Genomic DNA, 25,031 nt, shown 5'->3' on the forward strand with positions numbered 1-25,031 from the left:
CTGAATTTCTATATATCAGCTACAGATGTTTGAGGGTCTACGTTTTATTGGATACGAGTTGCAGTATACACCTGAATCATATCCGTTTCCTACCAGAAGATCTTTTATTGATGATAGCGTTACATTAAATAAGTAATTCGATATAATTTACCTGGTAATTATGGCTGGGTGAAGCCGGCGTCTCATCTGTCAGTGAGGCGCCGGCTTTCTTTTTATAATCTTCTTTTAGAAGTAAATAATCCCCAGTTCTCCATCTGTTTCAAGGATGGTGGCATTACCCACCTGGTGACTTCTCAATATTTTAACAGGTGGATTTGTTTCCCCGTAAATACCTGTCAGCTGCGCATATTTTTCGCCCTGCTGTTCTATAATTGAAACAGCATTCCCGGATGCGTCATCGTAATCATTTCCATAGGCCATTCTCATGGTATAGGCGGTAGGGAACACATCCCCCGCCTGCAGGGTTTGCAGCTGAAGTTGTCGCCCGGGAACAATTGCGGTAATCAGTAAAGTGTTATAATTATAAGGCGTAGCCATTATTTTATTCAGAAAGGTTTCCTGGCTGATATTATTCCGCCGGTAACTGTCGCTTGCCGGGAGAAAGATCGTGTAGGACCGGTTGGTATTTGCTATATACAGCAACACAGAATCGTAGATCCTTTTGTGAACATCCGGATAGTTCCCGCCAGCCAGTATGGGATACCCGCGCACCAGCGTATCCATATAAGAAAACGCAGGGTCCAGGTGCAGCCAATCCTTTACGGTATTGACTGCATAGCTGGCACGCCTGATAGGAAAAGGGACAGGAAAAGTATCTGAAGGGCCATCATATGTATGCCAGGATAAAAGCCCGGTATTCGTATTTGCTGGCAGTTTAACAAAGAAGGTATCCCTGTCTTTTTTTGAAACAAGCTGTAGTGCATCGTTTCCGATATAGAAAAAATTATCGTTATTCTGTTCACTGAAATTCTCCGTATATAAAGCAATGGTATCGCCTGCATACGCATAGCTTGGCCAGTAGCTTTTTATCAGCGGAGTAGGCTTTACCGCTATTTCAGGACCATTGGCGCTTTTAAATTGCTGGTTGCGGCTAATCGTTACCAGGATCCGGCCATTCAGTACTTTAGGCGGAATGATAATGGCAAGACTGTCTGCGGACTGCCCCACTATTTCGCCGGGACGCCCGCCGATAAATACTTCCGTAAGCAGGCCGTCCTGTATAAGCGCATGCCCATAAATGGTGAGGCGGTCGCCCGCCTGTACAAACGTTCTGCTTACTTTGCTGATCAGCGGTGTTTGTATAGCAGGATCATCTGCCGAAGGCGAATCTTTCTTACAGGCAAAAAGCAAACACAATAGTAAAATGCCGGGTATATATTTAAAGAAGAAAATTGTTTTCATGATTGCGGTTGTAAGGTCAGAAATTGGTGATGGTAGACAGGTTGATGGTTTTATTCACATTGCCATCTATAGGCTGCCGGTAGCCCCGGAGGATCACGGTGTAGCATTTGCCTGCTTCCAGCGGAACCGATTTGCGGACCAGCGTTTTTTCTTCACCGGTAATATCATCCCGGTACATGATCCGGATAGCTGGCTTTGGACCCGGGGAAACGGTGGCATAATCGCTTACACCGCGGAAGGTAAGGTGGCTGATAGTGTTAATCGCAGTAGTATCTACCTTCACATATACCGCGCTCATATCCGGGCTTAGATGTACCAGTCTTATTTTTGCATGATCCGGATCGGGCTTTACATCATCCCGGGTATAAAGTATTTCATAGAATCCCAGGCTATCCAGCAGATAGAGCGTATAATGTTGCTGGTCTTCAAATTTTAGCAGGGTCTCCGAAATTTTATGGGCATTGACGGGCAGATTTGTTGTATCAGTAAACCCGATTTTAAAGATGCCGGTATCAGTGTAAGTATATTTGGAGAAGTTAAAGGCGCCTACCAGCCCATTACCATTATCATTATAGCTACGGGGCCCATAAGCCGCGTTATTCACCAGCACCATACTGTTGGCGCCATAAAAATCCGGCACCCCATTGTATACCATCAGGTAGGCAAGGGGAGGAGCAGTTGGTAATTCACTATCCTTCTTGCATGATATCAGTAACCATCCTGCTGTAAAAACCAGGAGAAGATATTTTTTCATAGTTATTTTTGACTTTAGATTATTTTCCGATGGCAATTTTTACGATCCTCACATCTGCCCCGCAGCACAAATAGTCATAACCTACATACAGATCGCCAAATTGATCAAACACAATCCTGTTGGGCCTGCCGAGAATACAATTATTGCCCGGATGTGCATCCTGCATAAAAGCTCTCTGGGATTTATATTCCGGGGGAATAGGATTTTGCATAGAACCGCCTGCAATCACCGCAATCGTTTCTGACCGAAGATCCATTTTATAAATAGTGGTGAACCCAAAAACAATATTCCCGTCAAAATCCGTATCATAAGTGGTGATCGTGTAAGGCAAACTCACCTCTTTGAAGGTGCCGGTTTCGTAATCACTACGTTGCCCCTCTGGTAATCCCACAATGGTAGAGGCTTCCCGGGTATCCAGGTTTACTTCTGCGATATTGGTGCCCCACCCCGCGCCGTTACTAAGTATATAGAGTTTGCCATTGCCGGCCATCACCATGCTGGTGGCATTATAAAAACGTATCTCATCACCAAACCCGTCACTATGTTCCATGATATTGGAGTATAATACAGGATGATAGGTAACCCCATCTGCATCTTCAAAATCAAACACCTCCCGGTTTACTTTGCCCATTACCGTTTTTATAGATCCATCGGGTTTAAGCACCCGGAGTAATGTTCCCTGGTCCAGGAAGTAGAGATCCCCGTTTTTATCAAAAGTGAGTCCGTTGGGTGAAGTGATCATTGCTGAATCTGCAGGGCCATCTTCCAATCCGCGGTAGTTCATGATTTCATTGGAATAGTAAGCATCTACGCTACGTTTGTTGTTACCGGCAAGAATGGACACTTTACCGGTAGCGGGATCCAGGCTTTGGATCAGTGAGTAGTCGGCGGGTTTTTCATTAGGTGTTGCAGGCACTATCCTGAACTGGTTCCTGAAATATAATTTGCCATCGGGTCCTGGTTTCATGTCTACGGTATTAACCCCGGCAGAACTATAGTCATCTGCGCCCAGTTTCAATTTACTGCTGGTGGTGGCAAAATAGTCATTGCCGCCGCCTGCAATGGTGGTCACCATGCCGTTTTTGATCATCCGGATGCGCAGGGAGTTATCACTCTGTTGAAAATCGACGAAGTAAAAGGTTTGGGTGTTGCGGTCATAGGTCAGCTGCTTCACTACGTTCACTACTGCCTGTTTGGAGGGACCGTCTTTCAGTTCAACAGGGAAAATGTATTCAAATACACCGTCGCTGTTTTTTATGCTATCGGAATAGGAGAAGAGGAAAGGGATTACGGTCACCTGGTTTGGAATAAGGATATTCGGCCGTTTTACCACAAATGGGAGCGCGGGTTTGGTGATCCCGTTCACGGAGAAGTAAATATTACCCGGACCAATACGGGCCGCTTTAGGAACCGTGATATTAAAGGTATCCATAGGTACCTGTACGTGTTCTCCGGTAGATGTTAGAAGTGTACCAGTGCCTTTCCCATGGGTAACTACCGGGGCTTCTGCATCTGAAACAAATATTTTGACAGCCGCTGAAGGATCACCGATCTTGGCGTATACCGTAATTGTTTCATCGATCTGTGCTTCTGTAATGTTCGTCCCGGCTTTTACTACTTTAATAATGCCGGATTCATTATTCTGAACATCCAGCTTTTCCCTGAATTTATTACAGCAGCATAAAAGGAGCGGAAGGAGAAGGAGATATTTTGTTTGCATATGAGTAAATATCATGACAATCAGAGAATGATGTTTAACGCGAGTGAATAGTAAGGATGCTGGTAATACCTGCGGTATATAATATCTGCCTCTTCAAAAGGCAGTACCTGTCCCGGTTCCGGTGCAGCGCCTTTTAGCTGATCATAGTGATAGTTGCGTTTCCAGTCCTGGTAAAGCATTACGGGAGTATTCAGAATATTCTGTACACCGGCGCTGATGCTCCAGGTTTTATTGATGCGTTGCCGCCAGGTAAGATCCAGTTGATTCCTGGCTTTCATCATAATGTCGGTATCCGCTCTTTTCCCCCGGTTAGCGCCTACTGCATAGATGTAGTCGGCGGCGCGGTTGTAGGTAGCGGAAATTTTTGTGCCGAGGCCGGGGTTTTCGTAGTTAAGGGCGGCATTGATCAGGTAAGGGGATTGCCCTTGCATGGGTCTGGACCTGGTGCCTTCATAACCTACATACTGCGGCATGGAAGGTACGTCCACATTGCTTTTGAACCAGGAGCCATTCAGCACCACCGATAAATTCCGGAAGAAATTACCGGAGATAAAATCCAGGTTTTTTCTCAGTTCTGCCTCTATGCCATACACCCGTGCTTTACCGGTATTCACATACACAAACTGGTCGAAGCCTTCATTAAAGATCATCCTGAAACGTTCAATGGGCCGGTCAAGCTGTTTATAAAAGAAACCCACATTTACCAGTTCATTACTCCGGGCGCCGTGGGGATACCATTCCAGGCGTAATTCGGTATTGTGGATATTTACTGTTTTCAGATCCGGGTTACCGTTGTAGGTTTCCTGGTCCAGGTAGTTAATGTATTGCATGGGGGCTGCTTCTCTGAACTCAGGCCGGTTCAGTGTTTTACCATAACCGATACGGATGATCAGCGAACTGTCGGCCTTGAAGGAAGCATTAATGGAGGGCAGCACGCTGGTGAGTGGCTGGTCCACTATAAGCGGATAGGCAGCCAGGCCATTTTCGTAGGATCCCAGGATACGGAAATGATTGTCTTCAATCCTAACGCCACCAAAAATATTAAGGCGGTCCTGTAACAGGTTGATGTCGGAACTGATGTAACCTGCTTTCAGTGTATTATCCGCGTAGTATTGATTATTGGGGGTTGTTTTTTCCAGCCACCGGTACCCGGTTCCGTCTGCGCGGAACATGGAGGGATCAAAATAATGCTGCAGGTATTTTTCCTCAATGAGGTGGCCGTTGCTCATTACTTCTCCGTTGTCTCCGTCATATTTGGAGCCGCGGATAGCCAGGTTGGGATCATAGAGGTTTACACCGTTTACGATAATAAAGATACGGTTATTGAAGTCCCTCATTCTCGACTGGTAATAGCCACCGGCCTTAAATCCCCATACATCCGTGATCCGGTAGTTCAGGTCGATGTTGCCTTGGTAGCTTTTTTCGGTAATGTCGTTGAAAGAGCGGGATAAGGTATAAAAGGAGATGAGTTCCGTGCTGAGCGCCCAGGGGTTTTCTCCCGCATTGGAAAGCTGCCTGTTTAAGGTATAGTCGCGGTTATCCGGCTCCTGCTTGTGGATGGTGGAATAGCCTGCATTTGCTTTCAGTTCATTTCTTTTGTTTTTTCCAAAATTGTAGGTTCCTGCAAGCTGACCGGAGTACAGCGTATTTTGTACATAATAAAGATTGGTATGGCGAAATTCCTGGCCCGGGTAATCATCCAGTTTCCGGTAATCTTCTACAGCAATACGTTGATTATTGACGTTGAAAAAATTATGGAGCGCCAGTGTCAGCCGGTCGCTCACCTGCATCTCATTATCCTGTATTACAGAAATCCTGGCGGCATGAATACCCTGCGTAAGCTGGCCATCATAAAACTTATATAACGAACGTTGTTCTGAAAGCCTTTGTTCATGTGTATTGGAGTAAGAAACGGAGCTAAGGTTTTTCAGGTATTTCCGTCCTGTTTTCCAGGCATCATAATAATTGAGATTCAACCGCAGGTCCGGTAGCGCCTTATAGGTTTTATCCAGTACATAAATGTTTTTGAACTGTTTTGAATACCCGGCATTTTCTGCAGGGATAAGGTGATTGAAATTCGCAGCTCTTGGTATACCTGAGGGGAGTTTGCGCGTACCATCATCAAAACCCAGGAAATCATATTTACCGCCTGCATAAGACCATACGTTATCGAATGTAGAACCGGAACGGTATTGAGTAGAAAGCTGAAGATCCACCTGCCGGGTCATCTGGCTTTTCTTGGTATATATTTTTACAAGTCCGCCTGAGAACTCGCCGGGCAGGTCAGGAGAGGGCGATTTATACACCATCATACGATCAATGGCATTACTGCTGATCACATCATAGGAAAATGAGCGGCTGTCGGCATCATTGGCAGGAGCAATTGCATCGTTGAGATAGGTAAGGTTGTATCGCTTGCTTAACCCCCGGACAATGACAAAATTATCTTCCGAAATATTTACACCCGGTACTCTTTTTACCACTTCAGCCGCATCACGGTCCAGCGTTCTGGCTATTTGTTCGCTGGAAATACCTGATACTACTGATTTGGCGTTGTATAATTCCCGGATCAGTTGTGCATCTGTGGTGTTGGCCACCCGTTTCCGTTTAATGGCAGTTACTACTACCGTATTGGCGGTGGTGGATTTTACCTGTAACTTCACATCTACCGTGTTATTTCCTGTTTCCACCCGGATCATCTGATGGGTAGTAGCATAGCCGGTATAGGTAACCGTGAGGGTGTATTTGCCGGCCTGTATACTATTGAGGTTATAATAACCTTTGTCGTCGCTGATGGTAACTTTGCTGGTCCCTTCCAGTCGTACCGTTGCACCGGGCAGGGGCTGTGCATTTTCAAAATCAACGACTCTCCCTTTTAGCATTCCTTCTGTTGACGCAGGTTTTTTGGGAGAAGCAGCCACTTTTCGTACGGCAATATTTTTTCCGGCTACGGCAAATGCAAGACCATAATGTTCTTCCAGGTATTGTAATACTTTTCCCAGGCTTATTTTGGTGAAGTGTACATCGCGGACGGTGATGCTGTTTAATACGGCCCTGTCAATAGAAAATGTATAGTCCGTTTGTTTTTGTAAGGATTCGAGTAACGCCGGTGCGCTGACAGCGGCAGCCGAGTAGTCAACTTTAGTGGTAAGCCCCGTGAATTTTTCCTGTGCCTGTAAACTGAAAATGGTACAACACATCAGCAGGCTCAAACACCATCGCTTTATTTGTATAGGAAGGAATTTAAACGGCAAAGGAATTCCTTTTGCCTTATAGTGCATAAAAAGCATACATTAATTTATTTTAAGAATAGATGATAACAGGCATGTTGTCCTGCTACTGGTATTGGTTTAAGGCATATTGTAAACGGTAATGTCCTGGCCGCGTTGCTGCATATAGCAGTTGGAAATGAAGAGTATATTATTTAGGATCTCACTACTGCTTTCTTTCCGGAAGATGGCGGTTATCTTTTTATCTGACAATGCTGATTGCGTTCCTTTTGCGTAGTGTATAACCAGGTGATAGCGTGCGGCTACTCTTTGCAACGCATCGGTAAGCAGCAGGTCGTTGAATACGAGTGAGCCTTTCATCCATTCTTCCGGATCGCTGATCCTGATCTGTTGACGTTTAAAAATGCGGCTGCTTTTTTCGTAATCCATTACATCGCCGGGGTGAAGCTGTGCCACCACCTGATCTATGCTGTCTGCCGGCGCTACTGCCACCATCCCGCTTACCAGCGATACCCTTACTGCTGCTTCATGCGGGTAGGCTTCAATATTAAAGGTAGTACCCAACACACGGGTAGCCAGCTCGCCGGTATACACTACAAATGGCCGGGCAGCATTTTGCGCCACATTAAAGAATGCTTCTCCATCCAGTTTTATACTACGTTCGGCTTTACCGGTAAACGGCATATAGGATAATTTACTGCCCGGAGCCAGCCACACCTTACTATTGTCAGGTAATACGGCCAGTTCCGGGTTGTTATGGTGGTTGTAAATGGTGGTCCAGGTAATGGGTGCGGTGTGCTTTCTGTGCGTAATCAACCAGTATGTGGCGCCTGTTACAATGAATACCAATGCAGCTGCCACACGCAGCCAGTTTTTCTTCCATCCCCGGGAAGCGTGTTCAATAGGAATAATTCCCTTTCTGCCATACGTTTTCATTTCCAGCTGCAACAGCATCCGCCGGGTAATGTCTTCGCCGATGTTATCGGCAGGCACTTCTTCCCATGATTGCTCCATGAGAGCAATAAATTCCTGGTGATCCTGTCCTGCCAGGTAACTGAGCACCCGCTGTTCCTCCTGTGGTGTGCATGTCCCGTCAAAATATTTACTAAGCAATGCTTTATCTATCTTCATGAAGTGCATTTAAAACCTCCGCTTATAATAACACAGCACGGACACAGCAAAACCCTACCACGAAAAGTGGAGTTAACATTAGGATAACATTGGGGGAAGATGGTGTATGAATTAATCATTATCTTTTACCGGAGCAGCAACAAAAGATAAATCTTTTCCAACTTTGTGGCTCCCGGATAACGGGAAGCATCAGCAATATGGACACGCAATCACTTCACCTGGAGGAAAGGTTTAAGCGGATCTACCTGGAGAATAAGGACCGCCTTTATCATTTTGTAAAGCGATATACTAAAGATCCCCTTATAGTGGAAGACCTTGTACAGGAGTGTTTCATTAAGGTATGGGATAACCTGCCTTCGCTGAAGGACGATGCCATGATCTATCCCTTGTTACGCACCTATGTTTACCGTATTGTAGTGAATCATAATCAGAAAGAAGCAAGACGTTTGTTACGCGATGCCGCCTTTAATGAAAAGCAACCGCTTTCTGTATCTTTTGAAGAAGACTTCCTGTTTAAAGATGGATGGCGTAGTTTTCATGAAGTGATTAACACCTTACCGGAGAAGCGCCGTAAGATATTCCTCCTCAAACAGCAACATGGTTACACGCACCAGGAAATTGCCGACCAGCTAAAGGTGAGTGTAAAAGCAATCGAGAAACACCTGAGCCTGGCAAACCAGGTACTGCGTGAGAAATTTGTGGCAGATAAGTTAGTGGTGGTATTAGTATTGTTAAGTATGCAGGCGGAGTTTATGTAGTGCTGAGCAGTTGGGAGCTTACAGGCGGAGTATCGTTTACCGGTTTGTTTTTATACCTTCCTATGTAAAACCACCTGACATGTGTCTATTTTCCTATAACTTTACCCTCCAACCAATAAACACTGCATTTGGTGTACTTACAGAAAGATAGCGAAAAAGAACTGCTCCGGCAGGTGGCCGCTGGTTCTCACCAGGCATTTGAACAATTATTTTTGGAATATAAGGACAGGGTTTATCACGTTGCCGGACTTTATTCAAAGGACGATACGATTGCAGAGGAAATTGTTCAGGAAGTATTTCTGACTGTCTGGAAAAAGAGGGAGTCACTGGAGGAACTGGACGATTTCAGGTCCTGGTTATTTATTCTCAGCCGGAACCAGGTGATCAAATACCTGGAAAAATGGGCAAATAACAAAGCGCTGGAACATGCCTGGGGCAGCCAGGCCGGTCCAACCCAGCCTATAACTGAAATAGCGCAGCACCAGGAGCAGCTGCTCCTGGTGCTGAATGAAGCGCTCCTTTCTCTTCCGCAGCAGCAAAGGATGGTATTCTCCCTGGCCAAACAGGAAAAGTTAAGCTACGAGGCTATTGCAGACCGTCTCGGCATTTCGGTTTTAACTGTAAAGACTCATATGCAAAGGGCCCGGCAGGGTATCCGGTCTTATCTTAAACAGCGGGGCGACCTTTTTATAATTTTATTTATTTTAATGAATTATTAAAAATTTTTTGCGCTCCCTGTACTCCATTTATGACACCTGCCGGTCTTTAGTATTAAAAGGGGAACTTCCGGATGGATACACGGCATTATTTTCTTGAACTACTGGATAAATATGTAGAAGGCACCCTTCTTCCGGAAGAGGAGCGTGAGTTTGCGCTCATGTTGCAGAATCACAGCTATCATGAGTGGTTATCTGTAGAGATATTAGATAAATTAGAAATGGACCCTGTGGGTCTGAAAAAAATCCCGGAAGAAAGAACTGCAGAAATACTATCAGCAATATTGAAATCAGAACCAACCACTGGTTTGTTGCCTCTAACCGCAGACACTGAGTCTGCGGTTAATCATCGTTCTCCTTTCCCGCTCCGAAGCACCTGGCTCCGTTATGCAGCCATGATTCTACTATTGGCCGGAGCCGCAACCGTATTATATTTGAGGCACCAGTCGCCCAAAAAAGAAATGACCCACGTTCCTTCAAAGGTGCAGCCGGATATTCTTCCGGGGGGCAATAAGGCTACGCTGACGTTGTCTGATGGCAGCACTATTGTTCTCGACAGCGCAGCCAACGGATCCCTCGCCAGCCAGGGAGGTTTAAAGATCATTAAGCGGGATGCAGGCATGCTTGCATATGAAGGCCGGAACACCGGTGGAGAGCAATTGTATAATAAAGTCAGTACGCCAAAAGGGGGGCAATATCAACTGATCTTACCCGATGGCACCAAAGTATGGCTAAACGCCGCATCGAGTGTGCGATTCCCTACTGCATTCACCGGGCACAGAACAATAGAGATTTCCGGCGAATCTTACCTGGAAGTAGCGCCTGATCACAACAGACCCTTCTTCGTAAAAACCAGGGGAACCACCATCCAGGTGCTTGGCACCAGTTTCAACGTAAATGCCTATGCTGATGAGGTTGCAGATAAAATATCGTTGCTGGAAGGAAGCGTGAAAATTGGATCCACGGTATTGAAACCGGGACAAGCTTACCGCTCCGGTAAAGTGATGGCTGCCGATCTTGAACAGGACCTGGCCTGGAAAAATGGAGTATTTAATTTTGATAATAAGCCGTTTGAAGAAGCCATGCGGCAACTGGCAAGATGGTATGATATACAGGTTGTGTATGAACGGCCTGTTCGTGAAATTCAGTTTGGAGGTACTTTTAAAAGGAATTTACCTTTGTCTGAGGTGCTGCATTTCCTTGAAGGAGTGGGCCTGCGTTACAGGCTGGAAGCTAACAACAGGCTGGTTATATTGAATAACTGATTTCAGAGATATTAATTCCTGTGCCATAACAACCATTACAATTTCATAGTAAGTAAACCAGGGGGATCAAATAAAAAACCGAAGATGCTGGTAACATCTCCGGTAGGATTATTTGGTCAACCAATAAAAACAATTTTCACTCGAAGAAGAACTGCTTATTTATCAACCAAACCAGGACAAAGTTATGCAATTTTCTGCTTTAAACCAGCCGTCAGGAGCCGGTGTATCTCCGAATGAACGCACGGGGCCGGGGCTATCAACCAAAATACTGTTAGCTATGAAACTAACAATCGTTTTTCTAACTGTCGCTTTTTTTCAGGTGCAGGCATCAGCCATAGCTCAATCAGTCACTTTGAGCGCAAAGAAAATGCCTTTATCAAACGTTTTTAAAATTATTGAGAAGCAAACCGGTTTAAGCGTTTTTTACAATAGTGAACAAATCAAAAACGCCGGTCCCGTTACCTTAGAGGCACGTAATATGCCTGTAGAAGATTTTTTAAAAACTGTTCTGAAACAGGAGCAGCTGAGTTACGAAATTTCTAAAGGAAATATTTTAATCAAATACCGGGAGAAGCCGGTGAAGGCATCGGATCTGGTCGTTCCCATAAAGGTTTCCGGTACTGTTTTGGGCGACGACAAACAACCATTGATAGGCGCAACAATCCGGGTAAAAGGGCAAAAGGTAAGCGCCGTCAGCGATGAGCAGGGGAACTTTCAGATAGCTGTTGAACCGGGGGCAGTTATTGTAGTAAGCTACATTGGCTTCGAAGAGAAAGAAGTAAAAATCACCGGCGAGGAAGCCATAAAGATTACACTCAATGCAGTTGAAACAGTATTGGAAGCTGCGGAAATAGTTTCTACCGGGTACCAGAAAATTTCAAGGGAACGAAGTGCAGGTTCTTTTTCCAAACCTAGTTTGGATATTATGAAGAACCGTTCCGGTAGTGCAAATATCCTTTCGAGATTAGATGGACTTGTACCCGGATTGGTTGTGAATAACGCGCCCAGTGCCAGTCAGAACCCTTTTTTAGTACGGGGACTGGCAACAATTGGCCTATATGATGAGTTTGGCAACGCCGTGCCAGGCGGCGCCAGCAGAAGCCCGTTGATTGTGGTCGACGGTGTTCCCCAGGATAATATATCCGCTATCAATACACAGGATGTGGAAGATATTACGGTGCTAAAAGATGCAACGGCCGCTTCTATATGGGGTACAAGGGCCGCTAATGGCGTTATCGTGGTTACCACAAAAAAAGGGAAAGCCGGTAATAAGCTGAGTATTGAATATGATGGATTTGTAAATTTTCAGGGAAAGCCGGACCTGAACTATATCCAAAGACTGAACAGCAGGGATTTCATTACCGCCTCCGGAGAGGTATTTCAGCAGAGTAAAGTCAGTTATCCCTTTGGTTTGGCATCACAGTTAGCAGCGTTACGCCCTCATCAGGTTATCCAGTACAACAGGGAGGCCGGGCTGATTTCCGCTGCGCAGGAAGCCAAAAGCCTGGATAGCCTGGCTGCCATAAACAACACAGGTGAAATTGCAGACCTTTTTTACCGGAATGCCACACTGACCAACCAAACCATTTCTGTATCCGGCGGGGGAAAGGCGTATGCATTTTATGGATCCGTCAGTTATACCGGAACCAGATCAAATCAACCCGGTCAAAAGGATGATCTTTATAAAATCAACTTTCGCCAGGATCTTGTTCTCAACAAAAGCATCTCGCTTTTCCTGATTACCGATATTAGTAATAGCCAAACTTCATCTCCCATTGATATATCGTTAAGTCCAAACTTTGTTCCTTATCAGTTATTCAAAGATGCTGCCGGTAATCCCTTAACCATTAATCATATGGGGGATTTCAGCGACGCAAGAAGACTGGATTATCAGAACCGGAGCGGGATTAACCTTGAATATAACCCGCTCAATGAGCGTAACCTCGGCTATAATAAAAGTGACCAGCTATACAGCAGGATAGTAGGAGGAGGTACCGTTAAGATTCTGAAAAACCTGCGTTTTGAAGGAAACTATGGGTACAATACTTTGTCGGCCAACGCAACAGGGTTTTTGGACGCCAACAGTTATACCGTGCGTAGGGAATTGCTGGACTTTACCGTGGCGGTGCCCGGAGAAGCCCCTGTTTATTATCTGCCAAACAGTGGCGGCAGACTAACAGAGAATAACTCCTACCTGAAAAATTACTCCATCAGGAACCAGCTTGTTTTTGATCAGAACTGGCAAAAACATCAGTTAACCGTGCTCGCCGGACAAGAGGCTACTTCACAGTATGGAAGAGCAACACAGATCATTATAAGAGGCTGGGACGATAAACTGCAGATTGGACAGCCGATAGATTACAAAACATTAAACGCCGGAGTGGATGGTACAATAACCAATGCCTCTACATTTTTAGATCAGAATTTTACCGGGGGAGAATCACCTGTAGTCAGAACCAGCTCTTATTATTCAAACCTGAGTTACAGCTACATGGGTAAATATACACTGAATGGTAGCTGGAGAAATGATCAGAGCAATTTGTTTGGCAGGGATAAATCTGCACAAAACAGACCGGTGTGGAGTATAGGCGGAAAATGGAGACTTGGTGAAGAGTCATTTATGCCGGGTAATGACTGGTTAAACAGACTTGATCTGAGGGCTACTTACGGCGTTGCAGGAAATGCGCCGCAACCGGGTACAGCTGCATCTTACGATATTTTAAAAGCGGATGCAGGCCCGTATTATGTAACAGGTATGGGGCTGATTATCGGCACGCCGGGTAACGATAAACTAACCTGGGAGAGTACCGTCATTAAAAACGCCGGGGTAGATTTTGGTTTGCTTGGAGGAAGATTAGGCGGATCCATAGATGCTTATATCAAAAATACAACAGATCTGTTGGGTAACCTGCCGGTGAGTCCTTTTTCAGGCTATCAGAATGTGGTAGGGAACCTGGGATCCATACAAAATAAGGGGTTTGAAATTGGTTTGAACTCGATTAATGTGGTTGGTAAGAATTTTTTCTGGAGTACTAATTTCACCCTGGGCTATAATAAAAACAATGTTATCCGGATAGAATCCCTGGGTACAATTGCCACCGGAACGGAAATGATCAGTCAGCGTTATGTGGCAGGCTATCCTGCTTTTTCATTGTTCGCATTTGATTATGCAGGACTGAACAACAACGGGGATCCGCAAATCAGGCTCGCAGATGGAACCATCACCACTGATCCTGTTGCTTCAAAGGCAACAGATGTAAAATTTATGGGAACCACGCAACCGCTTTGGGCTGGTGGATTATCAAATGGCTTTAGTTACAGGGATTTCTCTTTAAACATTAACCTGGTGTACAACCTGGGTCATGTGATGTTCCGTGATGTTAATACGTTTTGGAGCGAACCAATGTATGACAACGTTCATGCAGAATTTGCCGACAGGTGGAAAGTCCGCGGAGATGAGAACAAAACAAATATTCCCCGCTACATAGGCAACAAGGCTGAGAACAGCGATAGAAATACCACTTACTATACTGCTGCCAACATTAATGTGTTCAATGCCTCATTTGTTAAAGTGAGAGATATAACACTGGCTTACAATCTTCCCGAAAAATTAATCAACCAGCTGAAGGTCCGGGCAATAACCTTTAGGGCACAGGTGTCAAACCTGATGCTGTGGAAAGCAAATAAACTGGGAATTGACCCGGAATTCCAGAATTCCGGACTCTATGGATCCGGTAGAACCTTACGTACTGGTCAGGGTAGCCTTACCCTGGGTGCACATGTTTCATTTTAGGCCTGATAAACATTCAAATTATGCGTATTCCAAACAGACGATATATTTTACTCTTTCTCACAGCAGTGATTGTAGTTACGGCCTCCTGTAAAAAAGGATACCTGGAAGTAGAACCTAAAGGGGCGCTTATTGCAAAGGCCACCCAGGATTATGAAGCATTGCTGAACACCACTAAAGTAGACCCTTCAACAGCCGCGGGGTTTCTGGGAGACGAGGTGGCTGCACAGCAGAGCTATTTTGGCGGGGCATCTGTATACAGGCAGCGCCTGTTCAAATATATTGGCGATGCCTTGCTGCCGGACGACCTGCCGGAAATGGGGTATCTTAAATCGAACTATGCTTTTAATAAGATCATTGAAGAGATAGATGCTTCCACTGGCGGCACTGAACAACAAAAGGCCCAGATCATGGCGGAAGCTAAGGTAGGCAGGGCGGTTTGCCATTTGCTCTTTTTAAATGATTTTGGCAAGCCTTACAATGAGGCAACAGCAGCTACTGATTGGGGCGTACCGATTATTACTGCTGCTGATGTAACCAAAACTGATTATAAAAGGGCTACTGTAAAGGAAGTTTATGAGTTCATCATCAATGATATCACGGAGGCATTACCAAATTTATCGAAACCTTTCTCCCATTCACTTAAAATATCAAAGCCTGCTGCCGAAGGAATTCTTGCAAGAGTTTATCTCTACATGCATAATTATACCGCATCCCGTGAGCACCTGGATAAGGCTTTCAGTGCCTTAACAGGAGCAACAAAACCCGTCGGTTTATACGATTATAATGTTACGCTTAGTCCGGATGGAACCTGGCAACCAGCTGATCCTGCATATTTTGGACCTGCATTAATGCCAAATTCTTTTTTGGGAGAAGATCAGGAAAGTATATTGAATATGAGTTTAAGCGCTTTTTATATTGGCTCGGCCAATGCATTTGTATGCAGACCGGAAGTTGCAGCCCTTTATGATCCCTCTGATTTCAGGTTACAGATCTATTCGAATACTGAACTTTTTGGAACGGTTATTTTTCCCAATGGAATGAGACGCTATCCAAGATTTAGTGCAGAAGTAGGAATTTGTTTGCCGGATATGTATTTAATGCGTGCTGAACTGAAAGCACGTGCAAATGATTTGGCAGGTGCAAAAGCCGATGTGGAATTACTAAGGGCCAACCGGATGCCTGCTGCGGCGGCTGCTGTTCCGGCCGGCATTGCGGCTAATCAGCAGCAGTTGGTCCGCTTTATCCTGGAAGAACGGATCAGGGAATTTGCCTTAAAAGGTATGAGATGGTACGATGTACGTCGTTTATCTACAGATCCGGTTTATAGCAATACAATTAATTATACCCATAAACTGTATTCAGTTACCGGCGATGTAGTGGAATCTTATACCCTCACTCCGGAGCGGCTAGTGTTGAAGTTTGGAAGAAAACTTACCTCTCAGCATCCGTTACTTATTGAGAACCCTTAATTAAAAGACTGTTTGGAAAAATGATCCGGCAATAGCAGAATACTAAAAAAATATACAAATGAAAACAACAATAGTATTGGCATTGCTCCTTCTTGGAGCAGTTACCTGTTCTCATGCTCAATCGAAAAGTGAAGCCGGGAAAAAAAAGGTGTCAAAAATGATAGGAGGACTGCCTGTTGGTACGAAAGCGCCGGCATTGAAAGTGGAAGAGTGGCTTTCTGAGATACCGGATATGAAAGGGAAATTTGTGGCGCTGGATTTCTGGGGAACCCATTGCGGACCCTGCATTTCCGGGTTTGCTCATGTTAATGAACTGCATCGCAGATACAAAGATAAGATAGCATTCATTGCCTCAACTACAAATGAAGCGCCGGAGGACGTATATGTTTTTGAAAAAGCTCCCATTGAATTTTACAGTATGATGCAAAAGGCCAAAGCGTGGAACGACGATTATAAGATCGTTGGAATACCCCATATGATCATAGTCGACCCTAAGGGCATTGTTCGCTTTTCCGGAAACGGTCATGATGTTACAGATGAAATGTTGCAGGATCTGTTTGAAAAATATGGCAGGTAAAAAACATGGCTCAAAGAATTTATCTTTTAAAGCATTGCAAAATGAAAATTATCCCATTGTTGATATTGGTTTTAACAGCCATCACTACGAATGCACAGGAATTGGAATTTACCGGGGAGTTGAAGGACCTGCAACCTGGTACAAAAGTAATCTTAACCGACCTCCGGCCCCGTTCTGATCTGAAAGGAAAGAGATTTCATGATACTGCGGTTGTAAGCAATGATGCTTTCAGGTTTAAAACCAAACTTCCCGGCGCAGGTATCTATGTGCTTCGGGTAGGGTTAATCGGACAAAATCCTGAACACCGGACATTGTACCTGGATGCAGGAATAGTGCGGCTAACCGGGAAACGTGGCGAACTTAAAAAGGCTGTCGTTTCAGGTAATGATGGGTATATGAAAGATTATACCCGGTTCACGGAGATAATGGAAAGTCAGGAGGTGTTCGGCAGAAAGAAAGCGATTTACGATACCGCTATGGCGCTGATGGCCAGCACAGGTTCTTATGAAGGTCTTTTTAAAGATAAAGCTTTCCTGGAAAGGGAAACCAAAGTGGATCAGGAAGCCCGTGATAAAACCCTGGAAGTAGCCTGGCGGTGGCTGGAAGAAAATCCCGCTTCGGACATCAATGCTTACGTGATTTACACTTATCTGGCCAGGCAGGACGAGGATAAGAGGTATAAAGCAGCAATGGAGAAGCTTAGTCCATCAGCGCGCAAATCCTTTCCCGGAAAAATGCTGACTGATAAGTTTTAATTGAAAGCGCTAAAAACGAAAACCATGGAAAATCCCGGCTGCCAGTCCCGGACATGATATGGATGCGATCCGCGCTGCGCTCAAATAAGGATAATCAAAAATCAATGAGAGATAAAACATGCATATGAATAGATTATTTTTTCTGACAGTAGCCTCTTTTATGACTACATCCGTGTTTGCACAGATGAGTTTTAATATTAAGGGGAAAGTTGCTCCCAATATATCTGCTACCCGTGCAGTATTGACATATGGAGGCGATGCTAAAAGTGATACCGTTAACATTAAGAATGGAGTCTTTGGATTTAAAGGAAATACCCGGAGACCTGAGCTGGTAGTGATAGATTTGATGACTCCTGGTTCACCCGGAGAAGAAGAATACGCTGCATTCTTTTATATGGACCCAAATGCTATCACGGTCGATTTTGATAAAAGTGGTACCGCAAAGATCATAAGCACAGGTAAAGAGCAGAAGATTTTCCGGGAGTATAGCGCCCGGGAACAGGATCCCAAAAATTTCGGTATGGATACTGAACAGGATATCGCCAAATTGATTAAGCAGTATCCCGACAGTTATGTTGGCTTGGATAAGCTGACATATAATTCTGTAAAGATGCAACCCACGAGGGCTCAACAATTGTTTGGCGGCTTAAGCAAAAGAATGCAGCAGACAAAAGATGGTATCGCTTTTAAAAAGGAACTGGAAATAGCCCTTAAGTTTGATGTAGGCCAACCTTCGATAGATTTTACACTTCCCGATACGGAAGGTAAACCGGTATCACTGGCTTCTTTCAAAGGACGGTATGTATTGCTTGATTTTTGGGCAAGCTGGTGCGGTCCATGCAGAGCAACTCATCCTGAGCTGAAAAATACTTACGATAAGTACAAGGATAAAAATTTTCAGGTCCTGGCTGTTTCGCTCGATACACAAAAAAATCTCTGGCTGAAAGCAATCAAAGAGGATCAACTGCCCTGGACGCAGGTCATCGATTTGAAGACTGCTTCTAATCAAGTGGCAAAAATGTATGGGATTACACAAATTCCGCAGAGTTTTTTGATTGACCCCAACGGAAAAATTGTAAGCAGAAATCTGAAAGGAGAGGCTTTGGACGCCAAACTCTCACAGTTGCTTAAATAAGGATCAATACACGTTTAATATACCATTTACTATCATCAGATTGCGATCTTCAGTAGCAATCAGGCAAAAAAAATATTATGAAAAAGTTGCTAATATTAGTTTACGCGTTGACAGCAATGCTTACTGCCAATAGCCAGAATTTTACGGTTAAGGGAAAATTATCCGGACTTAATATACCTGCTGATATCAGTCTCGAATATGACGGGAAAGTACTGAAACAGGTTTCAAATAATGGCACTTTTGAATTCAAAGGTTCTGGTCGTCCGGCGGATGCCTTGCTTAAAGTCATCCCTCGCCATCCTACCCTGACCATGTTGGATACTGCATTTTGGTCGTGGGTAAAGCCTAATATGCATTTAATGGGCGCCAGGAGTTTTTTCCTGGAGGGTGACGTAACCATTAAGGGCGAAACAATAAATGATGTAATGGTGGAGGGGGAGAAACAAGCTGTTTATGAGGGATTCAGAGCCAGGGAGGATGCGCTCAAACGTTCTTTGGATTCGATAAGAGGAATGGAAAGAGGAAATGAAAGTAACGATGAGGACGATGAGAACGCAGAAAAGACTGTGGAGAGAGAGCCCTCAGCAGCTGAAAAACAGTTGTTGAAACAGATAAGTGATTTGAAATTGCGTTTTGTAGAGCAGCATCCGGATAGCTACTTCAGTCTTAATTTAACCGGGGAGCAAAGTAATGGAGATGTACCCACCTTTAACCGGATGCTGGACCTATTAAGTGAGCGTATGCGTAAAACTTCCGTATATGCTGGTTTGAAGTCAATGTCTGCAGGGTTCTCCATGAAGAAAATCGGTAATGCTGCAAAAAATTTTACACTAAATACCGCAGAGGGAACACCCGTATCTTTGGCATCCTACAAGGGCAAATATGTATTGGTTGATTTCTGGGCCAGCTGGTGTGGACCATGCAGAGCCGAAAATCCCAACGTATTACGTGCCTACAATCAATTCAAAAGCAGGAACTTTGAAGTATTGAGTATTTCGGTAGATGCTAAAAAAGAGGAGTGGATAAAAGCAGTGAAAGAAGATAAGCTTCCCTGGACGCAGGTATTGGATTTAAAAGGGAACAATTCAACGGCAATGGCGTACGCGGTTACGGGTATCCCTGACAATGTTTTGGTAGACCCCAATGGGATCATCATTGCTACAAACCTCCGGGGTGAGCAACTGGAAAAAACGCTTGAAAAAATGCTCAAATAAAAAATACTGCTATCGTGATAGGCAACAGTAACAGCCGGGCACTTGCCTGGCTGTTGCTTTTCAGGAAAGAATTGTTCCAAACACGCATTTACCTTCCGGCAGGTAAAACATTATTCACGAAAGTAATTTATGATGATTTTACTAATGGTATCCGCTTTATTAAAAACCATGAGATGTCCTCCGCCCTTAATGCGATAATCGGGATGCACAAGTCTGCTGGCTATTACCCTGTCGGCGGTTCCATGAATTTGAATAGTTTTTTCAGGCGCTTCTTTATTATTCCAATGACCAATGCTTTTCAGTGCCCAGCGAAAAAAGGTGACATCTGTATCTTTCAATAATTTCGTCAGCGCTTTTTTGTCATTCTGTGACCGGGCGCCAAAGTAGCGATAGGTAAGAAAATTGGTACGGTTTATTAATGACGCGGGAATGATCCGGTATAGTCCCAGTTTTATGAAAAAAAACTGCACTTTGTTCAACTCTTTTTTTGTTCTGACCGAAGAGATCAATACCATTTTCTTTACCCTTATCTGTTTGGATACTTCCACCGCCACGATGCCTCCAAAAGAAAGACCGATTATATACGGATTTTCAACGGTGATCTGGCTCTTTATCCTGCCGGCATACTCCGTTATTGATTCATCCGGCAACGCAGGGATCCAGGAGACGTAAACTTTATGGTAGCCCGGAAGTTTCAGGTTCATGAAGATACTTGAGTCTGCCCCGATACCACTAAAAAAATATACCGTCTTTTGTTCCTTTTTAGCTGTATCCTTCGTGGTTTGGGCACCAGCCAGGAAGCTGCAGAACATTAATAAAACAAAAAAAATCACTTTCACATTTTGCGTCATAAATTTCCCCGCTTCTTGTAATGTAGGTTACGATATTATTAAAAAAAAGTACTCATTAAAACAATCATATGTTGGCCCATCGGCAGAGTTAGCATATATACAGGCATGACCATCAGGGAAATCCGGCGGATCTTAAAATAATTGCTTACATTTAGGATATGTTACTCCATTGGCTATTCCTAAAATGCCAAACCTGTAAAAGCCCCTACAACGAGCAAGATTTAACTGTCATAGGATCAGCATTAAAACTAAAATTATGCCTAAGTATGTTATTGAACGCGAAATCCCTGGTGCAGGTAAATTATCAGGAGAACAATTAAAAGCAATTTCACAAGCTTCCTGCGGTGTACTAAGTAATATGGGCCCACAAATCCAATGGGTGCATAGTTATGTGACAACCGATAAGATCTATTGTGTTTATATTGCCCCTAATGAAGAAATGATCCGCGAACACGCCAAACAGGGCGGATTTCCAGCCAACACTATCAGTGAGGTGGCTGCCATTATTGATCCTGCAACTGCAGAGTAAAATATAACTATATCCTTTAAAACGCCCCTGTGTCTCAAAGGGGAATCACCCGTAAATAGGAGTATTTACCGGCGCTTAGCTTTTTTTGTTTTTTTGTGGGCAACCCCATGCTACATTTTGGTGTCCAAATTTGTATATTACCTCCGCTAATTATAACCCAATTGTAGTCTTATGATAAAATACCTGGCCTCTCTTTCTATTGCTTTCGTCTTTATATTATTGTCTTGTTCCGTGAAAAGCCTGGCGCAGCAGCCGGAAATTGCAAGGGGTACGGTACAGCGGATAAAAATTCACAGCAAGTTGCTGGAAGGTAATCTCAGTGGCGACAGTGCCGACCGCTATGTATCTGTTTACCTGCCTGCCGGCTATAGTTCCGGTACTAAGAAACGCTATCCGGTGGTTTATTTCCTGCATGGCTATACGGACAATGATGCAAAATTTTATGGATTTCAAAAGCATTGGATGACGCTGCCCCCCATATTGGATACCGCGTTTTCCCAAAGCCCGGGTCATGAAATGATTGTGGTTACTCCCGATGCCTATACACTTTTCCAGGGAAGTATGTATTCCAATTCAGTAACAACCGGAAATTGGGAAGACTTTGTAGCCAGCGAACTGGTAGGTTATATTGATAGTCACTACCGCACCCTTGCACAGAAAGAGAGCAGGGGCTTATGCGGCCACTCAATGGGCGGCTACGGCGCATTACGGATCGGGGAGAAGAATCCTGGCGTATTTTCAACGGTATACCTGCTGAGCCCCTGTTGCCTGAACTCTCCGCCGATGTCATCGGAAACCTTGCTGCCACAACTTCTCCGGGCAGACAGCATTAAGACGATAGAAGAATTTCAGAAATCAGATTTTTTCACTAAAGCGCTCTTTGCGTCTGCAGCGGCCTGGTCGCCCAATCCGGGAAATCCACCATTTTATCTTGATCTTCCGGTAAAGAATGGGAATTTACAGCCGCAAATATTACAAAAGTGGGACGCGAACCGTCCATTAAACAATTTGGATCAGTATATCTATAACATCAGAAAATTAAAGTCTATCGGTTTTGATGCGGGCGATAAGGATAGGGCCATCGCAGAGAGTATTAAAACGCTGGATGAAGAACTAAGCAAATACAGGATCGAACATTTCTTCGAAATTTATGAAGGTGACCATATCAACCGCATTGCAAATAGAATTGAAGAAAATATGCTGCAATTCTTTTCAAAGCATTTATCGTTTAAACAAAATACAAAGTAGCAAACTGTGCTGCTTCGTCTGGCAGACCGTTTCTTCCTGCTAAATGTTATATTTGCATCTCCTTAAAAAAACATACACGCGGGTCCTGCGCTCATGATGCGGGACAAGAATAAAAATTTAACTGGAAGATGAAAATGGAATTTTACAGGCCGGTAGATGAGATCTTACAAAGATATATAGAGGGTTATTATTTTATCTCTCCCGGTAAAAATTCCGAACAGCTACATTACTGGACATTTCCGAACAACTACTTTATCGTATCAGTGAGCCGGGATATTGAAATTGAAGCAGGGAGTAACAAAATCACCGTCAGACCTTCCCGGCAGGAGAACATTGTAGCCAACTTTGTATCGCGGTATATCGCTCCGATCGAAGTTATATTTGAGGGCGGGGTAAACGAGATTACGATTTATTTCAAGCCGTTGGCCATCAATTATTTCCTGGATAATGCCCACGAGCTTTTTGAACAGGAAAATGCGGTGGATTTTAATCCCTTTGCCGATTTTATACCGGCAATGAAGCAGATCCTGCTTGAAGATGACAGGAACCTTCAGCGGAAAAGCCTGGAAGACTACTGGATTTCAAAACTCAATCCACGGGAACCCGGATTGATGGAGAGAATTATATCCGATATCGAATCTGGTTTGAAGATAGAGGAGATTGCCCGTAACAATAACTTTTCGAGACAATATCTCAACAGGCTTTTTACCAGGAACGTCGGTAAATCGCCTTCAGAATTCTACAGGATCCACCGGTTTAGAAAGGCGATAGCAAAACAGAGAGATGTCAGGAACCTTACTGAACTGTCTTATGAGAGCCTTTTTTATGATCAATCACACCTGATAAAGGACTTTAAACAACTTACCAACGTTAACCCCTATACTTTCTTTAAGAAGGTGGATACAGACAGCGCCTCCATCTGGCTGTTTATCTAGCAGTTTACATTTTTACAATTTTAGCCATAGTGACGGAGCTATATTTGCGGCTCGATCAATAGATATTAATATGAAGAAATGGCTGCTTTGTCTCGCTTTTAATATGTTTTCATTTTCGATATATGCGCAGCAACCAGGCTGCAACTGCGCGGCGACATTGGAAAAACTGGTAAGGAAAGTGGAGACCGAATATCCGGGTTTTGCGGACAAAACGAAGGAAGGATTGCCCTATGAAGAACTAAAACAGCATCTGACCAGGGAGGCTAAAACAGCAGATAAGCCTGGCTGTGAAAAAATACTAAAGAGGTATACCGATTTCTTCAAAGATCCCCATTTATGGGTGGGTTCAAACGGATCTCCTTTTTCTTCAGGTAACAGTGGCCCTGCAGAATCCATATCCTTCGATATCAGGGGTTTTCAGGATAAAATTAAGCTCACAAAGGATCCGCTGGAAGGGGTATGGTCTACAGAAGGCTACAGGATTGGGATCAAAAAATTGAGTGGAAATGAATATACCGGGTTTATTGTCGGGGCAGAATCTGCATCCTGGAAAGCAGGAGATATAAAGTTCAGGTTGTTTCCGGACGGTTCTTTTGAGTATTCAATGCTTGACCGGTCGAAGAAAAAGGGACGTTATACCATGCATAAGGAGGGTATCCTGTTTTTGGACGCTGTTGGTATGGCGCTGGTCAGGGAACTTCCGGCACCAACGGCAAGCGCAGCCCAACTGGAAGAAAAACTAAAGGAGCTTGCGGGTTTTTATTTCAGGAAACTATCTACCAGGACATCGATCCTTAAATTGCCAAGTTTTGAATACCGGTACCTGGAAAAAATTGATGAGCTGATCTCGCAGAACAGAACACAAATTGAAGGTAGCGAGAACCTGATCATCGACCTTCGTGGCAATCCCGGGGGAACTACAGATGCTTATCAGAAACTTCTTCCGTACATCTCCGGAAAATCAATACGCAACACCGGGGCGGAGTTCCTGGCTACGCAAACTTATATCGGAAATCTCGAGGCATACAAAAAGAGCCTGGATAAGAATACCCCAACAGATGAAATCGACAAACAAATAGATCAGTTAAAAAAGAACCTGGGTCATTTCGTGAACTTTAGCGATGCAGGTAAACCTGTGTATATCGAAAACGTTGAGCCGGCCGCTAAAAGTCCCCGGCAGGTTGTTATTCTTGCAGATAAGGGAACAGGAAGTTCGGCCGAGTACTTTTTGTTCATCGCAAAGCAGAGCAGGAAGGTCAAGGTATTGGGCGTACCCAGTTATGGTGCATTGGATTACGGCAATGCCTACCTGGTAGATTTCGGATGCCCGGGTTACCAGGTATTCATGCCTACCTATCGCGCAATGCGCCTGCCGGACTACCCGGTGGACAATATCGGCATCCAGCCGGATATCTATCTTGACAGTTCTGTAGAGGACTGGGTAGCATTTGCATGGCGATACATAGAGGAATGAGATTGGCAAAGTGAGACCTGTACCACCGGCGGCCTTTATCCATCAACCAGGCGCTCAGCATTAATCCGGCCCCGGT

General features: G+C 44.3%; 19 protein-coding genes. 13 read left to right on the forward strand and 6 right to left on the reverse strand.

The window, feature by feature from the left end; genetic code table 11:
• Positions 1-225 precede the first annotated feature (225 nt).
• From PV783_RS13295 to PV783_RS13315, 5 genes are all read right to left on the reverse strand, one after another.
• Positions 226-1,401, reverse strand: coding sequence for an IPT/TIG domain-containing protein (locus PV783_RS13295; protein ID WP_420988320.1), 1,176 nt, complete (start codon positions 1,399-1,401; stop codon positions 226-228).
• Between the two features lie 16 nt (positions 1,402-1,417).
• A complete protein-coding gene (locus tag PV783_RS13300) occupies positions 1,418-2,155 on the reverse strand; it encodes a DUF4397 domain-containing protein (protein WP_420988321.1) in 738 nt (245 codons plus the stop codon).
• Between the two features lie 19 nt (positions 2,156-2,174).
• Positions 2,175-3,875 (reverse strand): hypothetical protein, encoded by a 1,701-nt coding sequence (locus PV783_RS13305; RefSeq protein WP_420988322.1) that lies wholly within the window; start codon positions 3,873-3,875, stop codon positions 2,175-2,177.
• A gap of 20 nt (positions 3,876-3,895) precedes the next feature.
• Positions 3,896-7,156, reverse strand: coding sequence for a TonB-dependent receptor domain-containing protein (locus tag PV783_RS13310; RefSeq protein ID WP_420988323.1), 3,261 nt, complete (start codon positions 7,154-7,156; stop codon positions 3,896-3,898).
• A 69-nt stretch (positions 7,157-7,225) separates the two neighbouring features.
• Positions 7,226-8,236, reverse strand: coding sequence for a FecR family protein (locus tag PV783_RS13315; RefSeq protein WP_420988324.1), 1,011 nt, complete (start codon positions 8,234-8,236; stop codon positions 7,226-7,228).
• 197 nt (positions 8,237-8,433) lie between these two features.
• Between PV783_RS13315 and PV783_RS13320 the strand changes: the two genes are divergently transcribed.
• From PV783_RS13320 to PV783_RS13360, 9 genes are all read left to right on the forward strand, one after another.
• Positions 8,434-8,994 carry an RNA polymerase sigma factor gene (locus PV783_RS13320; protein WP_420988325.1) on the forward strand — a complete coding sequence of 187 codons (561 nt, stop codon included), beginning with the start codon at positions 8,434-8,436 and terminating at the stop codon, positions 8,992-8,994.
• Between the two features lie 131 nt (positions 8,995-9,125).
• The gene (locus tag PV783_RS13325) at positions 9,126-9,713 is read left to right on the forward strand and encodes an RNA polymerase sigma factor (protein ID WP_235015926.1); all 588 of its coding nucleotides are present in this window, start codon (positions 9,126-9,128) and stop codon (positions 9,711-9,713) included.
• A gap of 71 nt (positions 9,714-9,784) precedes the next feature.
• The gene (locus PV783_RS13330; protein WP_420988326.1) at positions 9,785-10,975 is read left to right on the forward strand and encodes a FecR domain-containing protein; all 1,191 of its coding nucleotides are present in this window, start codon (positions 9,785-9,787) and stop codon (positions 10,973-10,975) included.
• A gap of 277 nt (positions 10,976-11,252) precedes the next feature.
• Positions 11,253-14,768, forward strand: a complete 3,516-nt coding sequence (locus PV783_RS13335) for a SusC/RagA family TonB-linked outer membrane protein (RefSeq protein ID WP_420988327.1) — start codon at positions 11,253-11,255, stop codon at positions 14,766-14,768.
• Between the two features lie 20 nt (positions 14,769-14,788).
• Entirely contained in the window at positions 14,789-16,237 is a 1,449-nt protein-coding gene (locus tag PV783_RS13340; protein ID WP_420988328.1) for a RagB/SusD family nutrient uptake outer membrane protein, read from the forward strand.
• Between the two features lie 58 nt (positions 16,238-16,295).
• Entirely contained in the window at positions 16,296-16,814 is a 519-nt protein-coding gene (locus tag PV783_RS13345; protein ID WP_420988329.1) for a TlpA family protein disulfide reductase, read from the forward strand.
• A 41-nt stretch (positions 16,815-16,855) separates the two neighbouring features.
• On the forward strand, positions 16,856-17,569 hold the full coding sequence (locus PV783_RS13350) for a DUF4369 domain-containing protein (protein ID WP_420988330.1): 714 nt from the start codon (positions 16,856-16,858) through the stop codon (positions 17,567-17,569).
• A 124-nt stretch (positions 17,570-17,693) separates the two neighbouring features.
• Complete coding sequence (locus tag PV783_RS13355; protein ID WP_420988331.1) at positions 17,694-18,704, forward strand: redoxin domain-containing protein; 1,011 nt, start codon at positions 17,694-17,696, stop codon at positions 18,702-18,704.
• Positions 18,705-18,781: 77 nt separating this feature from the next.
• Positions 18,782-19,918 carry a TlpA family protein disulfide reductase gene (locus tag PV783_RS13360; RefSeq protein WP_420988332.1) on the forward strand — a complete coding sequence of 379 codons (1,137 nt, stop codon included), beginning with the start codon at positions 18,782-18,784 and terminating at the stop codon, positions 19,916-19,918.
• A gap of 110 nt (positions 19,919-20,028) precedes the next feature.
• Here PV783_RS13360 and PV783_RS13365 read toward each other — a convergent pair whose 3' ends face one another.
• Entirely contained in the window at positions 20,029-20,622 is a 594-nt protein-coding gene (locus tag PV783_RS13365) for a hypothetical protein (RefSeq protein ID WP_420988333.1), read from the reverse strand.
• Positions 20,623-21,025: 403 nt separating this feature from the next.
• Here PV783_RS13365 and PV783_RS13370 point away from each other — a divergent pair, with 403 nt between their 5' ends.
• From PV783_RS13370 to PV783_RS13385, 4 genes are all read left to right on the forward strand, one after another.
• Positions 21,026-21,298 carry a DUF4242 domain-containing protein gene (locus PV783_RS13370; RefSeq protein ID WP_079468299.1) on the forward strand — a complete coding sequence of 91 codons (273 nt, stop codon included), beginning with the start codon at positions 21,026-21,028 and terminating at the stop codon, positions 21,296-21,298.
• 171 nt (positions 21,299-21,469) lie between these two features.
• On the forward strand, positions 21,470-22,546 hold the full coding sequence (locus tag PV783_RS13375) for an alpha/beta hydrolase (protein ID WP_420988334.1): 1,077 nt from the start codon (positions 21,470-21,472) through the stop codon (positions 22,544-22,546).
• 128 nt (positions 22,547-22,674) lie between these two features.
• The gene (locus tag PV783_RS13380; protein WP_420988335.1) at positions 22,675-23,481 is read left to right on the forward strand and encodes a helix-turn-helix domain-containing protein; all 807 of its coding nucleotides are present in this window, start codon (positions 22,675-22,677) and stop codon (positions 23,479-23,481) included.
• A 70-nt stretch (positions 23,482-23,551) separates the two neighbouring features.
• On the forward strand, positions 23,552-24,955 hold the full coding sequence (locus PV783_RS13385; RefSeq protein WP_420988336.1) for a S41 family peptidase: 1,404 nt from the start codon (positions 23,552-23,554) through the stop codon (positions 24,953-24,955).
• The last annotated feature ends 76 nt before the right edge of the window (positions 24,956-25,031 follow it).

Origin of the sequence: Chitinophaga sp. CC14 (assembly GCF_048957795.1) — a bacterium.
Taxonomy (GTDB): Bacteria; Bacteroidota; Bacteroidia; order Chitinophagales; family Chitinophagaceae; genus Chitinophaga; species Chitinophaga ginsengisegetis.